The organism is Paragemmobacter amnigenus (assembly GCF_009908265.2).
Classification (GTDB): domain Bacteria; phylum Pseudomonadota; class Alphaproteobacteria; order Rhodobacterales; family Rhodobacteraceae; genus Paragemmobacter; species Paragemmobacter amnigenus.
Window position 1 is genome coordinate 23,593 of the sequence record NZ_JAAATX020000003.1, and the last position, 14,201, is coordinate 37,793.

A 14,201-nucleotide genomic window follows, 5' to 3' on the forward strand; every position below is an offset into this window, starting at 1 on the left:
ACATGATCGACCATCTCGGCGCCCTGACGGCCCCCGATTTCCTTGCCGTTCTGGCGGTTCTGGCCCTGTGGGCGGTCTCGGGCTGGGTGATCGAGCATCCGCCCGCGCGCCGTCCGTCGGTCAGCCTGATCATGCAGGACTACCGCCGCGACTGGATGCGCCAGTTCGTGACGCGCCAGCCGCGAATCTTCGACGCCACGCTGATCGATTCCCTGCGTCAGGGCACGGCCTTCTTCGCCTCGGCCAGCATGATCGCCATCGGCGGGGGCGTGGCGCTGATCGGCAATTCCGACCGCCTGCGCGGACTGGCGCAGGATCTGACGCTTGCCGCCGACACGATGCAGGTGGAGCTGAAGATCATCCTCGCGCTGGCCTTCCTTGCCAATGCGCTGCTGAAATTCGTCTGGGCGCACCGCCTGTTCGGCTATTGCTCGATCCTGATGGCCGCCGTCCCGAATGATGCGGCCGACCCGACCGCCACCCCCCGCGCGGCACAGGCGGCCGAGATCAACATCACCGCGGCCAAGAATTTCAACCGCGGTCTGCGGTCGATCTACTATGCCCTCGCCGCGCTCGGCTGGCTTTTCGGTCCGGCGGGTCTGGTCCTTGCGGGGCTTGCCTCTACCACTGTGCTTTTGCGCCGCGAATTCGCCTCGCAGTCGCGCGACGTCATGCTGTCCCGCTGACCCGCCGCCCGCCGCGCCGCCCTTCCAGCAGCCACGCCGCCACCGCCAGCGCCGCCGCCAGCAAAAGCCACGCCCATGCCGGCAGCACCGGCGCCACGCTGACATCCTCGGTCACATAGGCGCCGCGCGGGGTGATCCCGATCCAGCCGCGCCCCGCCGCGGGCCGCCCCTCGCGCACAAGGCGGATGTCGGGCGCGCCCTCCTCCACCCGCAGCACGCCGCCATTGGTCGCCGCGACCGCCTCCGCCATCACCTCGCCCGTGGCGATGGTCGCCTCGAACTCGCGCGGGGCGGACGGGCCCACCGCCACCACCCGCACCAGATCGCCCTGTTCCAGCCGGTAAAGCCCCACCACCGGCGCCTGCCAGACCGTCTCGAACTTCCCCGGCCCCGCCTCGGGCATCGGCAGCACCACCTCGGCCCCGTCCGGCCCCGTGACCGTCACATCGCCCGGCGGCCCCTCGGCCACGGTCCGCCGCGTGATGGTCAAGGCCTGCCCCCTGGCGGTGGCGGTCAGCGCCTCTTCCTCAAGCTCCGGCTCTTTCAGCATCCAGTGCGCCAGCCGCCGCAAGAGCTCCAGTTGCGGACCGCCGCCCTCGAACCCGCGCCCCCAGAGCCAGGCGTGATCCGACGCCAGCACCGCCACGCGCCCCTCGCCCACGCGGTCCAGCACCAGAAGCGGCCGCCCGTCTGCGCCCTGCATCACCACCTGCCCCGCACGCGGGGAAACCTCCACCTGCCGGAACCAGCGGCCCCAGCCCCCCTCGGGCGCCAGCGCCTCCAGCCCCTCGGTCACCGGATGGCGGCGGCCCAGATCCGTCAGCTCCGGCACGAAGGCCCGCTCGATCACCCGTGCCGTCGGCTCCACCGGCAACACCTCGGCGAGGGGAGAGCGCCAGAGCGAATCGACCGCCCCGAATTCCGGCCCCGCCGCGACCAGCACCGTCCCGCCATTGCTCACATAATTCGCCACGTTCTCCAGATAGGACATCGGCAGGATGCCCCGCATCCGGTAGCGGTCGAAGATGATCAGATCGAATTCCTCGATCTTCTCCACGAACAGCTCGCGCGTAGGGAAGGCGATCAGCGACAGCTCCGTCACCGGAATCCCGTCCTGCTTTTCCGGCGGGCGCAGGATGGTGAAATGCACAAGGTCCACCGACGCATCCGATTTCAGAAGGTTGCGCCAGACCCGTTCGCCCGCATGCGGCTCGCCCGACACCAGCAGGACGCGCAGCCGGTCGCGCACGCCGTTCATCTGCACCACGGCGGCGTTGTTGCGCTCGGTCAGCTCACCCTCCACGGCGGGGGTGGCGAATTGCAGCACGTTCATCCCGCCATGCGGCAGAACCACCGGCAGGTCCAGATCCTGCCCCACCGGCACGCGATAGGTCTGCGGCGCGCCACCATCCACGGTGATCGTCAGATCCGCCTCTTCGGCCCCCGGCGCGGCCCCCTGATCCTCGATCCGCAGGGTCAGCGTGACCTCCTCGCCCAGAATGGCAAAGGCGGGCGCGTTCTTCACCACCAGCCGCCGGTCCCAATCCGCCTCGCGCCCCGTCATCAGCAGATGCAGCGGCGCGGGCAGCGCGGGGACCAGCCCCATGTCATGCACCTGCCCGTCCGAAATCAGGATCGCCCCCGCCACCCGCGCGCGCGGCTCTTCCGACAGCGCCTCGGCCAGCGCGGTCATGGCCAGCGAGCCGGCATCCTCCGGCCCGTCCCCGAACCGCACCACGCGCAGCTCGGTATTCTCCATCCCTGCGACCTTGGCCTCGATCGCGGCCACCGCCTCGGCCGTCTGCGCCGCACGGTCACCCAGTCGCTGGCTGGAACTTTCATCCACCACCAGCAGCACGATATCCGACAGCGGCGCCCGCTCCTCCTCCTGCAAGGACGGGTTCGCCAGCGCCGCCAGCAGCGCGCAGGCCGTCAGCCCGCGCAGCCACCACCCCGCCAGCCCCCGCCACAGCGCCAGCGCCACAAAGGCCACGGCCAGCCCCGCCAGAACCCACAGCACCACCACCGGCACCAGCGGCGCAAGGATCACGCTGGCCGTCATTGCCCCAGCCTTTCCAGAAGGGCAGGCACATGCACCTGATCGGATTTGTAATTCCCCGTCAGCACATGCATCACCAGATTGATCCCGAACCGGTTGGCCATCTCGCGCTGCCGCTCGCCCGCAAAACCGCGCCCCACGGGGAACATCGGCACGCCCATCCCGTCCACCGCCCAGGCCGAGGCCCAGTCGTTGCCCCCAATCACCACCGGAGTCACCCCGTCATTCAGGTTGCGGAAGGGCATCCCCTCGCGCTGCTCGGCATCGGGGGGCGCGGCCTCCACCCAGACCGGCGCGCCACCGAAACGGCCGGGGAAATCCTGCAGCAGATAGAAGGTGCGCGTCAGCACATGGTCCTGCGGCACCGGCTCCAGCGGCGGGATGTCCAGCCCCGCCGCGATCCGCTGCAGATGCGCGGCCTCTGCCGAACTGCCGCCTGCCCCCGCTACATCCGCATCCCGCGTGTCGAACAGGATCATCCCCCCCGTCCGCAGAAACTCGTTCAACTTGCGATAGGCATTGGCAGAGGGCAGCGATTGCCCCGTCGTGACGGGCCAGTAGAGAAAGGGAAAGAACGCCAGTTCATCCCGCTCGATATCCACGCCCACGGGCGCCTCCGGCTCGATCGCCGTGCGCTCCCACAGCCGCTCGCCCAAGCCCCGCAAACCCGCCTCGGCCACCTCGTCCACCCGTGCATCGCCGGTCAGCACATGGCCCAGAACCACCGCCGTCGTCGCCTCCAGCGCCAGCGCCTCCACCGCCGGATCGACCGGCGCGCGCCCTGCCACCTCCTGCGCCCACACATCGCCCGCACCCGCCAGCAGCGCGGCCAGCAGCACCGCCGCCGCCCCCGCCCTCGACCGCGCCCCGACCAGCCGCCCCGACAGCCACAGCGACGCCAGCACATCCACCATCAGCGCGACCAGCGCCACCGTCAGGAACCAGCCCTTCAGCACCCGCTCCGGCACGGCTTCCAACCCCTCGATCACCGTCCCCGCCGGCCACGCCGCAGGGACAAGGTCCATTCCCGCCGTCACGGCATTCAACGCCACCCGCCGCTCCGCCCCCGCATAAAGTCCGGGCTGCATCGCCACCGACGGCCCCGCGCCAAGCGCATCGGCCAGCGCCGCGCCCGCGACCCCCGCCACCTCGCCCGCATCGGCAGGCACGCCATAGGCATCCAGCACCACCTCGGGCACCCAGACCTGCCCCTCCAGATCGCCCGCCTCGGGTGTCACGGGTCGTGTCGACACCGCCAGCCGTTCCAGCATCTGCACGAACAACCCCGACAGCGGCAGGTTCGACCATTCCGCATTGGCAGTCACATGCACCAGAACCACCTGCCCCTGCCCCACCTCCTTGCGCGTTACAAGCGGCGTGCCATCCTCCAGCGCGGCAATCGTCCGTTCGGCCAGATCGGGGTCGGGCTGGGCCAGCACCTGCTCGCGCACCGCAATCTCCTCCGGCACGGCCAGCCCGTGGAAGGGCGACCCCTCGGGGAAAGGGGCCAGCGTCTTTGGCTCGCCCCAGCTCATCGCGCCGCCCACCGTCCGCCCGCCCTCGCGCAGCCTGACCGGCAACAGCGGGTCTTCGGACAGGCGCGACACCTCTGACGCCGCCAGCCGCGGCCCCGCAAAGCGCAACAGAAGCCCACCGTCATCCAGCCAGCCCAGCACCGCGTCCTGCTCCTCCTGCGTCAGCGCCGCCACATCGGCCAGCACGACGACATCCGGCCCCGCCTGCAACACATCCATCAGCGACCCGTCCACCAGATCCGCAACAGGCTCCAGCGCCTGTCGCAGGTAATGCGTGGGCGACAGCAGTTGCAGCCCCTCTTCCGCATCATCACGTCCGCCGATCAGCGCCACCTTGCGCCGCTTCAGGCTGTCATCCGCAAGACTGACCGCCCCCGCCGACCGCAGCCCCTCGACCTCGAACCGCGTGATCCGGTTTCGCAATTCGGGCGGCAGCGCCAGCGCCAGTTCCGCCCGCCCGTCCCCCGCGCCAAAGCGCAGCGCACCGCGCGCCAGTTCCCGCTCGATCCCCGCAGGGTCCGGCCCGCGCGCGATCACCGCCAGATCCAGCGCCGCCCCCGCCGGCAACCTCTGTGCCGTCAGTTGCACTGCCCCCTCGGCAAAGACCGCAGGCGCCAGCGCCACCACCGGACGCGGGCTTTCGAACACCGTCACCGCCCCCCGCGCCGCCAGCGCATCGAACAGCGCCCCGCGCCCCGCATGGTCCAACCCGTCCGACAGCCAATAGGTGTCGAACGCCCCCGCGGGCAGCGCGCGCGCCCATCCCGCCATGTCCGGCAACCACGCCTGCGGGGCCAGCGCCGCGACACGCCCCCCCACGGCATCCGCCGTCCGGAAGACCACCGCCTCGGGCGCATCGGTCAGCCGCACCACCGCAACCGCCCGCCCGTCGCGCCCCGCCTCGTCCACCAGAGCGACCGCCCGCTCCACCCGCCGCGGCCAGTCCCGCGCATCGGCCCAGCCGCCATCCATGACCACCAGAAGCGGCCCCGTCCCCGCCTCGCGCTGCACGGGGTTCAGCACCGGCCCCGCAAAGCCCGCGATCACCGCCGCCACCGCCAGCATCCGCAGCGCCAGCAACCACCACGGCGTGCGGTCCGTCTCGGATTCCTCGTCCTTCAACCCGAGCAGCAGCGCGACGCCGGGAAACCGCCGCCGGATCGGCGCGGGCGGCACCGCCCGCAGGATCAGCCACAGCACGGGCAAGGCCACCAGCCCCCACAGCAGCAGGGGCGCGGTAAATCCGACGGGGCCAAGCATGAACATCACCGCCCCCCTTCCAGCGCGCGATAGAGCCACAGCAGCGCCGGTTGCGCCGCCTGTCCCGTGTGATGGGTCGTGTAATGCCACCCCACCGCACGGGCCAGCATGGCCAGCCGGTCCTTCCGCTCTTCCAGCCGCGCCAGATAGCGCGCCCTCAGATCGCCGGCCCGCAGCGTCTCGTGCCGCACGGTCCCGCCCATGGATTCAAAAATCGTCCGCCCGTCGAAGGGAAACTCCTCCTCGGCGGGGTCCAGCACCTGCACCAGCGCCCCCCGTGCCCCCAGATCCGACGCGCGGCCCAGCGCCGCCTCGACCCCCGCAAGATCGCCCATGAAATCCGACAGGAATACCGCGCGCCCGTGGCTTGCGATTCCGCCCGCATCGGGCACGCCGTAATCCGCCCCGTCCTCGGCCAGCCCGTCCAGCAGGCGCAGAAGCTGCCCCCGCCCGGGGCGCGGCGGCACACCGCCGCCCGCCAGCCCGACCCGCTCCCCCCCGCGCAACAAAAGCACCGCCACCGCCATCGCCAGAAGCCGCGCGCGATCACCCTTCGTCACCCGCCCCTTCGCGCCCGAAAAGGCCATCGACCGCGCCGGATCGACCCACAGCGTCACCGACTGCGCCGCCTGCCATTCGCGTTCCCGCACAAAGGTCGCATCCGACCGCGCCGACCGCCGCCAATCCACCATCCGCGCGGAATCCCCCGCATGGGTGGGCCGGTACTGCCAGAACTCGTCTCCCTGCCCCGCCCGCCTGCGACCGTGCTCGCCCAGCATGATCGTGGATGCCAGCAACTCCGCCTCCGCCAGCAAGGGCGGCAGCGAAGCGCCCAGCGTTTCCGCCCGCGTCCGAAGATCGGTCAGATCCGTCACGCCGCCGCCTCGAGACCCAGCACCCGCTGCGCCGTCCGGTCGATGATGCCCGCAAGGCTTTCCCCCCGCGCCCGCGCCGCAAAGGATAGCGCCATCCGGTGCGTCAGCACCGGCCGCGCCAGTGCCGCCACATCCGCCACCGAAGGCGCCAGCCGCCCGTCAAGCAGCGCCCGCGCCCTGACCGTCAGCATCAAAGCCTGCGCCGCCCGCGGCCCCGGCCCCCAGCTTAGGGAATCCGCCAGTTCGCGCCCCTCGGGCTCCCCCGGACGGCAGGCCCGCACAAGGTCCAGAATGGCCTCCACCACCTGATCCCCCACCGGCATCCGCCTGAGCACGCCCTGCGCCGCGATCAGCTCTTCGGCAGAAAACACCTGATGCGCCTCCGCCTCCTCGGCCCCCGTGGTGGCGATCAGGATATCCCGCTCGGTCGCCCGCGTCGGATATTCCACATCGACCTGCACGAGGAACCGGTCCAACTGCGCCTCGGGCAGGGGATAGGTCCCCTCCTGCTCGATCGGGTTCTGCGTCGCCAGCACATGGAACGGCCGCCCCAGCGGGCGATGCTCGCCCGCAATCGTCACCTCGCGCTCCTGCATCGCCTGCAAGAGCGCCGACTGCGTCCGCGGCGACGCGCGGTTGATCTCGTCCGCCATCAAGAGCTGGCAGAAGACCGGCCCCTCGATGAAGCGGAACGCGCGGCTGCCATCCGCCGCCGTCTCCAGCACCTCGGACCCCAGAATGTCGGCAGGCATCAGGTCCGGCGTGAACTGCACGCGGTTCCCCTTCAGGCCCATGACAGTGGACAGCGTATCGACCAGCCGCGTCTTGCCCAGCCCCGGCAGACCGACCAGCAGCGCATGCCCCCCGCAGAGCATCGAGGCCAGCACAAGGTCCACCACCCGCTCCTGCCCGATGAAGCGGCGGTTGATCGATGCCTTGGCGGAACCCAGCCGCGCCCCCAGCTCTTCGATACGCGCGACGAGTTCGGGTCCTTCGGCCATGACAATGCTCCTCAAGCGGCTATATGGTCCATTAGACCCAACTATCCCGCGCGGCACAAATGACAAAACAGACCGGGGCACAAATGATCGTGAAACCATCCGCCGAAGGACTGGCCGCCTCGGCACAGGCCGCGACGCAGAAAGGCCCGCCCCCCGTCCACCTGTGGAACCCGCCCTTCTGCGGCGACATCGACATGCGGATCGCCCGCGACGGGACATGGTTCTATCAGGGCACCCCAATCGGCCGCCCCGCGCTGGTCAAACTCTTCTCCGGCATCCTGAAACGCGAGGGCGACCGCTACTTCCTCGTCACCCCCGTGGAAAAGGTGGGCATCACCGTGGACGACGCCCCCTTCGTCGCGGTGGATTTCGACGTGACGGGCGACGGCGCCGACCAGCGCCTCACCTTCACCACGCAGGTGGGCGACAGCGTGACCCTCGACGATGACCACCCCCTGCGGGTCGACCGCGATCCCGCCACGGGCGAGCCTGCCCCCTACCTCCACATCCGGCGGGATCTGTGGGCCCTGATCGACCGCAAATCCTTCTATCGCCTCGTCGATCTGTGCAAACACGATCAGTTTCAGGGAAAAGACTGGTTTGGTATCCGGTCATCGGGCAGGTTCTTCCCGATGATTCCCTCGGAAGACCTCACCTGAATGCCCCGTTTCGCCGCGAATGTGACGATGCTCTTCACCGAAGTCCCGATGCTCGCCCGCCCCGATCTGGCGCGCGAGGCGGGATTTGACGGGGTCGAGGCGCTGTTTCCCTACGACCATCCGGTGAAGGACTGGCAAAGCGCGCTGGCGGGCCTGCCGCTCGCGCTTCTCAACACCCATCCGGGCGACTGGGGCGCGGGCGACCGCGGCCACGCCGCCGTCCCCGGCGCGGAAGAGACGTTCCGCACCTCCTTCCTGCGCGCCCTCGACCTTGCCGGCCAGCTTGGCGCGTCGCGCATCCACGTCATGGCCGGCGTCGCCCGCGGCGAACAGGCCGAGGCGACCTATCGCGACAACCTCGCCTGGGCCGCCGCACAGGCGCCCGACCTGCAGCTGACGATCGAACCGCTGAACCCCGACGACATGCCGGGCTATTTTCTCAACGATTTCGATCAGGCCGCGCGGATCGTCGACGACCTTGCCCTGCCCAATCTGGGCATCCAGTTCGACCTGTGGCACGCGGCGCGCATCCATGGCGACGCCGATGCCGTCTGGGCGCGCCACAAGGCCCGCGTGAACCACATCCAGATCGCGGGCTTTCCGAACCGCAACGAACCCGGCGGCGGCGGCTTCGACCTGACGGGGCTATGCACCGAGCTTGACGCGACCGGCTACGACGGCTGGGTCAGCGCCGAATACCTGCCCGCCCGCGCGACGGTGCACGGGCTCATGTGGCTCAACGCGCTCAAGGGGCGGGCGCGTCTGATCGGGGCGTGACGCCACAGCCGCCCCCCCTTGCCCCCCGCGCGCCAGCGGATAGAATGGCGGCGCTTGAAGGAAAGGTAGCCCAAATGCCCATCGACGCCCCCGAAACCGAAGTCGTCACCATATGGAAAGTGGCCTGCGACGGGGGCGAAGGCGCGCTTGGCCATCCCCGCGTCTGGCTGACGATTCCGCAGGACACCGGCTGGGTCGAATGCGGCTATTGCGACAAGCGCTACGTCATCGACCGCGACCACGCCCACGACGACCACTGACGAAGAAATTTCTGGCGAAATTTCCTCTCCCGATCCTTCTCGCGAAGGATCGCCCCAGCCCGATTTTTCGCCAGAAAAATCGCCTCCAAGAATTTTCGCCAGAAAATTCTTGCCCCCGCTTGACGCAAGCCCCGCGCCGGTGCAGCGTGACGCCATGCTGAACCGTATCGCCACCGCCTCGTATTACTTTACCGACGCTTCATAGGCGGCCGGTCAGCGTTTCTTGCACAAACCAGACCAGATAGGCCGCCCCTGCGGGTGGTCGGTCAAACTCTCTCGCAGCGGCGGCGGGAGATGACCATGAAAACCGAAATCCGCGCCGAAATCCGCCTCGCCACCCCCGACGACCTGCCCGCGCTGCACGCCCTGTCGCAGCAGCTCGCCGCCCATCTGGGCGACGCCCCGCGCAGCGCCGAAACCCTGCACCGCGACGCCTTCATCCTGCCCGGCACCCGCGTTCTCGTCGCGCGGCAGGCGGGCGAAACCGTGGGCTACGTCCTGATGCGCCTGACCCGCGATCCGCTGACATGGCGCATGGGATACGAGATCACAGACCTCTTCGTGGACCATCCCCACCGCAACCGCGGCATGGGCCGCCGCCTGATCGGTGCCGCCCGCCTCCTGGCCCAGGCCGAAGGCCGCGCCACCCTTGCCATCACCCCCGGCATGGCCGCGCTCACCGCCCATCTCGGCGCCGCCCGCGCCCTGCCTCTGGCACTGGCCTGACGGGGGGGATCATGCGATACCTCCCCCCGACTCCACGCGACAAGGGATGCACCAGATGGGCTTCGGCAAGGGCTGCCACCTCCACCTGATCGACGGCTCGGCCTATATCTTCCGCGCCTATCACGCGCTGCCGCCGCTCACCCGCAAATCCGACGGCCTGCCCATCGGGGCGGTCGCGGGTTTCTGCAACATCCTCTTCCGCTATCTCGAAGGCAACAAGGGCCCCGACGCCCCGAACGGCGCGCCCACCCATGTCGCCGTCATCTTCGACCATTCGTCCGAGACGTTCCGCAACGCCATCTACCCGCTCTACAAGGCCAATCGCCCCGAACTGCCCGAAGACCTGCGCCCGCAATTCCCCCTGACCCGCGACGCCACCCGCGCCTTCAACATTGCCTGCATCGAAACCGAAGGGTTCGAGGCCGACGACATCATCGCCACGCTGGCACGTCAGGCGACCGAGGCAGGCGGCGACGTCACCATCATCTCCTCCGACAAGGACCTGATGCAGCTCGTCGGCCCCGGCGTGATGATGTTCGACCCTATGAAATCCCGCGCCATCGGCCCCGATGAGGTGTTCGAGAAATTCGGCGTCGGCCCCGACCGCGTGGTCGATGTCCAATCCCTCGCCGGAGACAGCGTCGACAACGTCCCCGGCGCCCCCGGTATCGGCATCAAGACCGCCGCCCTGCTGATCCAGGAATATGGCGACCTCGAATCCCTCCTCACCCGCGCCCACGAAATCAAACAGCCCAAACGCCGCGAAGCCCTCATCGAAAACGCCGACCAGATCCGCATCTCGCGCCAGCTCGTCCAGCTCAAGGCCGACACGCCGCTGGACGTGACCCTCGACGACCTCGAAGTCCGCCCGCCGGAACCCGACACGATCATGGACTTCCTCAACCGGATGGAATTCCGCACCCTCACCCGCCGCGTGGCCGACAGCCTGAAGATCGCCCCCCCCGCCCCCCTGCCCGAAGGCAAGGGAACCGAAGTCAACCACCCCGACCAACCCGAAGCCCCGCCCCTCCCCTTCCCCTTCGACGCCTACGACTCCATCACCACGATGGATGCCCTGCACGCATGGGTGCAGGCGATCCGCGACCGGGGCATCGTCGCGGTGGACACCGAAACCACCTCGCTCGACGAAATGCGCGCCGAACTGGTGGGAATCTCGCTCTCCACCGACCCTGCGAAGGCCTGCTACATCCCCCTCACCCACCGCTCCGGCACGGATGACCTCTTCGGCTCCTCGCAGCTCGCCCCCGGCCAACTGCCGATGGGCGACGTGCTCGCCGCCCTGAAACCCGTCCTCGAAGACCCCGCGATCCTCAAGATCGGCCAGAACATGAAATATGACTGGAAGATCTTCGCCCGCCACGGCATCCGCATCGCGCCCTTCGATGACACGATGCTCATGTCCTCCGCCCTCTACGCGGGCCTCCACGCCCATAGCATGGACACGCTGTCGGAAACCTATCTGGACCACCTGCCCATCCCGATCAAATCGCTCCTCGGCACCGGCAAACAGGCCGTCACCTTCGACCGCACCCCCATCGCCGACGCCGTGAAATACGCGGCCGAAGACGCCGACATCACCTACCGCCTCTGGGCCCGCTTCAAACCCCAACTCCACCGCGCGGCCGTCACCACCGTCTACGAAACCCTCGAACGCCCCCTCGTGCCCGTGCTGGCCGAAATGGAAATGGCGGGCGTGCAGGTGGACCGCGACACCCTCTCGCGCATGTCCAACGCCTTCGCGCAAAAGATGGCAGGACTGGAGGCCGAGATTCAGGACATCGCAGGCGAACCCTTCAACGTGGGCTCGCCCAAGCAACTGGGCGAAATCCTCTTCGACCGGATGCAGGTGCCGGGCGGCGAAAAGGGCAAGACCGGCGCCTATGCCACGGGCGCCGACATCCTCGAAGACATCACCACCCTGAACGACACCCACCCGCAGGCCGCGCGCCTTGCCGCCCTCGTCCTCGACTGGCGGCAGATCGCGAAACTGAAATCCACCTATACCGACGCGCTGCAGGACCACATCCACCCCGAAACGGGCCGCGTCCACACCTCCTATTCCATCACCGGGGCCGTCACCGGCCGCCTCTCCTCCACCGACCCGAACCTGCAGAACATCCCCGTCCGCACCGAAGAAGGCCGCCGCATCCGCGAAGCCTTCGTCGCCCCCGGGGGCCGCCTCCTCGTCTCGCTCGACTACTCCCAGATCGAGTTGCGTATCCTCGCCCACATCGCGGACATCCCCGAACTGCAACAGGCCTTCCGCGACGGGCTGGACATCCACGCCCTGACGGCGTCCGAAATGTTCAACGTCCCCCTCGACCAGATGACCCCCGACATCCGCCGCAAGGCCAAGGCGATCAACTTCGGCGTGATCTACGGCATCTCGGGCTTCGGCCTCGCCCGCAATCTGCGCATCCCAAGGGCCGAGGCCCAAGGTTTCATCGACCGCTACTTCCAGCGCTTCCCCGGCATCAAGGGCTACATGGACACCACCATCAAGGACGCGCAGGCCAAGGGCTACGTCACCACCCTCTTCGGGCGCAAGATCAACACCCCCGAAATCAACGCCAAGGGCCCGACCGCAGGCTTTGCCAAACGCGCCGCCATCAACGCGCCGATCCAGGGAACGGCGGCAGACGTCATCCGCCGCGCCATGATCCGCATGCCCGCCGCCATCGCGGACCTGCCCGCACGGATGCTGCTGCAGGTCCATGACGAACTCCTGTTCGAGGTGGACGAAGACGCCGCCCCCACCCTCGCCGCCCGCGCCAAGGCGGTGATGGAATCCGCCGCCCACCCCGCTGTCCATTTCAAGGTGCCGCTCATCGTCGAGGCAGGCTCGGGCCGCACATGGGCGGACGCCCATTGAAACCGCCCGCCCCCCTGACCTTCGCCACGCCCGAGGAATGGAACTTCTGGCTCTCCATGCGCCATGACAAGGCGGCCGAGGCATGGCTGCGCCTTGCCCGCAAATCCACCGGCACCGCCTCCATCGACTGGGAACAGGCCTTGGAAGAGGCGCTGGTCTGGGGCTGGGTCGATGCCCAGAAGAAACCCGACGGCCCCGACCACATGCTCCACCGCTTCACCCCCCGCCGCCCTGCCAGCCCATGGACGGCCAAATCCCGCGCCACGGCAGAAAGGCTCATCGCGGGCGGCTGGATGGAAGCCCCCGGCCTTGCCGAAGTCGCCCGCGCCCAAGGTGACGGCCGCTGGGACGCCGCCTATGCGGCGGAAAAGCCCAGCGAGATTCCCGACGACTTCCTCACCGCCCTCGCCGCCGCCCCCGCAGCCGCCCAGACCGCCTTCGCCGCCCTGCCCGCCAAACCCCGCGCCGCACTTGCCTTCCGTCTTGCCACCGCCAAAACGCCCAAGGCCCGCGCCCGCCGCATCGCGGATTTCATCGCGTCACTCGCAGACGGCCCGTGACCGCCCCCCGCGGCACAGCCGATTTACGTAATTTACGTAAACCTCAATCGCCCAATTTGGCGTGGACCTCGTCAAGATCGATCTCGCCCTTGGGCATCTTGTTGGCCGGATTGTCGAAATCATATTTGAACAGCTGGAAATCGCGCTTGTAGATCTCCCAGACCAGATGGCGCGACAGATCGTCGAAATAATCCTCGACCGGATGCAGCCGCTTTGGCCCGTGGCCCTCGCTTTCATTGAACTTCGGGATCGCCTTCAGATCGACGGGATGGCGCGTGGCGATATTGTCCAGCACGACCTGCATCCCCGCATCGAACCGCTCGGTAAAGAAGATGTGGTCATACCGCCCCCCGTTCACGATGAAGGTCGAGATATGCCCCGACATCGCCGACCAGTGGATGTCCGGCTCCATCGGCTTGCGAAATCGGATGGTATCGCGCGCGAACAGAAGAAAGCGGCGGAAGGACGCGATCTGGTCGAACTCCTGCCTGCCGTCATCACCGCCGACCTGTACCCCGTATTTCTGCACCAGCATCGGCACGAGATTGCCGCGATAGCGTTTGCCGTTCCTCTGGATGCCGCAGATCTTGTCGAAGAACGAGGACAGGATGCGGGTATAGGGATTGCGGACACAGGTGAAGGCAAAGGACTTGTGCGCCTTGACGTTCGCCTCGATCAGGGGCTGGCTTTCCTCCTGCGCCCATTTGTGCAGGCCCGCCGTGCTGTCATGGATGTCGCCCTCGAAAAAGCGGCCATGGTCGGAATAGAACATGATCTGCCCGATGGACGAACAGGCGCATTTCGGCACCACGCGATAGACCACGCTCTCGCTTTCCGTCATCCATGTGCCGGGAAACCCCATAACTCGTGCCTCCAAATACCGGGCGTTCTTGCGTGCCCTTGGCCCAAT

General features: G+C 68.5%; 12 protein-coding genes. 7 read left to right on the forward strand and 5 right to left on the reverse strand.

The window, feature by feature from the left end; translation table 11 throughout:
* The first annotated feature begins 2 nt into the window (after positions 1–2).
* Entirely contained in the window at positions 3–686 is a 684-nt protein-coding gene (locus GU927_RS04370; RefSeq protein WP_161761153.1) for a DUF599 domain-containing protein, read from the forward strand.
* Here the strand turns inward: GU927_RS04370 and GU927_RS04375 are convergent.
* From GU927_RS04375 to GU927_RS04390, 4 genes are read right to left on the reverse strand one after another with little or no spacing between them, the layout of a single operon-like run.
* Positions 670–2,748 carry a DUF7408 domain-containing protein gene (locus tag GU927_RS04375; protein WP_161761154.1) on the reverse strand — a complete coding sequence of 693 codons (2,079 nt, stop codon included), beginning with the start codon at positions 2,746–2,748 and terminating at the stop codon, positions 670–672. The two genes, GU927_RS04370 and GU927_RS04375, sit on opposite strands and share 17 nt — an antisense overlap.
* Positions 2,745–5,546: a DUF4159 domain-containing protein gene (locus GU927_RS04380; protein WP_161761155.1), complete on the reverse strand. Its 2,802-nt coding sequence runs from the start codon at positions 5,544–5,546 to the stop codon at positions 2,745–2,747. Before GU927_RS04380 ends, GU927_RS04375 begins: the two co-directional genes overlap by 4 nt.
* Positions 5,546–6,415 (reverse strand): DUF58 domain-containing protein, encoded by an 870-nt coding sequence (locus GU927_RS04385; protein WP_161761156.1) that lies wholly within the window; start codon positions 6,413–6,415, stop codon positions 5,546–5,548. Before GU927_RS04385 ends, GU927_RS04380 begins: the two co-directional genes overlap by 1 nt.
* Positions 6,412–7,416, reverse strand: a complete 1,005-nt coding sequence (locus GU927_RS04390) for an AAA family ATPase (protein WP_161761157.1) — start codon at positions 7,414–7,416, stop codon at positions 6,412–6,414. Before GU927_RS04390 ends, GU927_RS04385 begins: the two co-directional genes overlap by 4 nt.
* An 83-nt stretch (positions 7,417–7,499) precedes the next feature.
* On the opposite strand from GU927_RS04390, the gene GU927_RS04395 reads away from it, so the two are divergent.
* From GU927_RS04395 to GU927_RS04420, 6 genes are all read left to right on the forward strand, one after another.
* Positions 7,500–8,075: a DUF1285 domain-containing protein gene (locus GU927_RS04395; protein ID WP_161761158.1), complete on the forward strand. Its 576-nt coding sequence runs from the start codon at positions 7,500–7,502 to the stop codon at positions 8,073–8,075.
* Positions 8,076–8,852: a hydroxypyruvate isomerase family protein gene (locus tag GU927_RS04400; protein ID WP_161761159.1), complete on the forward strand. Its 777-nt coding sequence runs from the start codon at positions 8,076–8,078 to the stop codon at positions 8,850–8,852.
* Positions 8,853–8,926: 74 nt separating this feature from the next.
* Positions 8,927–9,112 carry a zinc-finger domain-containing protein gene (locus tag GU927_RS04405; protein ID WP_161761160.1) on the forward strand — a complete coding sequence of 62 codons (186 nt, stop codon included), beginning with the start codon at positions 8,927–8,929 and terminating at the stop codon, positions 9,110–9,112.
* A gap of 300 nt (positions 9,113–9,412) precedes the next feature.
* Entirely contained in the window at positions 9,413–9,838 is a 426-nt protein-coding gene (locus tag GU927_RS04410) for a GNAT family N-acetyltransferase (protein ID WP_161761161.1), read from the forward strand.
* A gap of 55 nt (positions 9,839–9,893) precedes the next feature.
* Entirely contained in the window at positions 9,894–12,731 is a 2,838-nt protein-coding gene (polA, locus tag GU927_RS04415; protein ID WP_161761162.1) for a DNA polymerase I, read from the forward strand.
* A complete protein-coding gene (locus GU927_RS04420; protein WP_161761163.1) occupies positions 12,728–13,291 on the forward strand; it encodes a YdeI/OmpD-associated family protein in 564 nt (187 codons plus the stop codon). The genes polA and GU927_RS04420 overlap by 4 nt, the downstream gene beginning before the upstream one ends.
* Before the next feature lie 43 nt (positions 13,292–13,334).
* Here the strand turns inward: GU927_RS04420 and GU927_RS04425 are convergent, their stop codons facing one another.
* Positions 13,335–14,153, reverse strand: a complete 819-nt coding sequence (locus GU927_RS04425) for a sulfotransferase family protein (protein WP_161761164.1) — start codon at positions 14,151–14,153, stop codon at positions 13,335–13,337.
* Positions 14,154–14,201 lie beyond the last annotated feature (48 nt).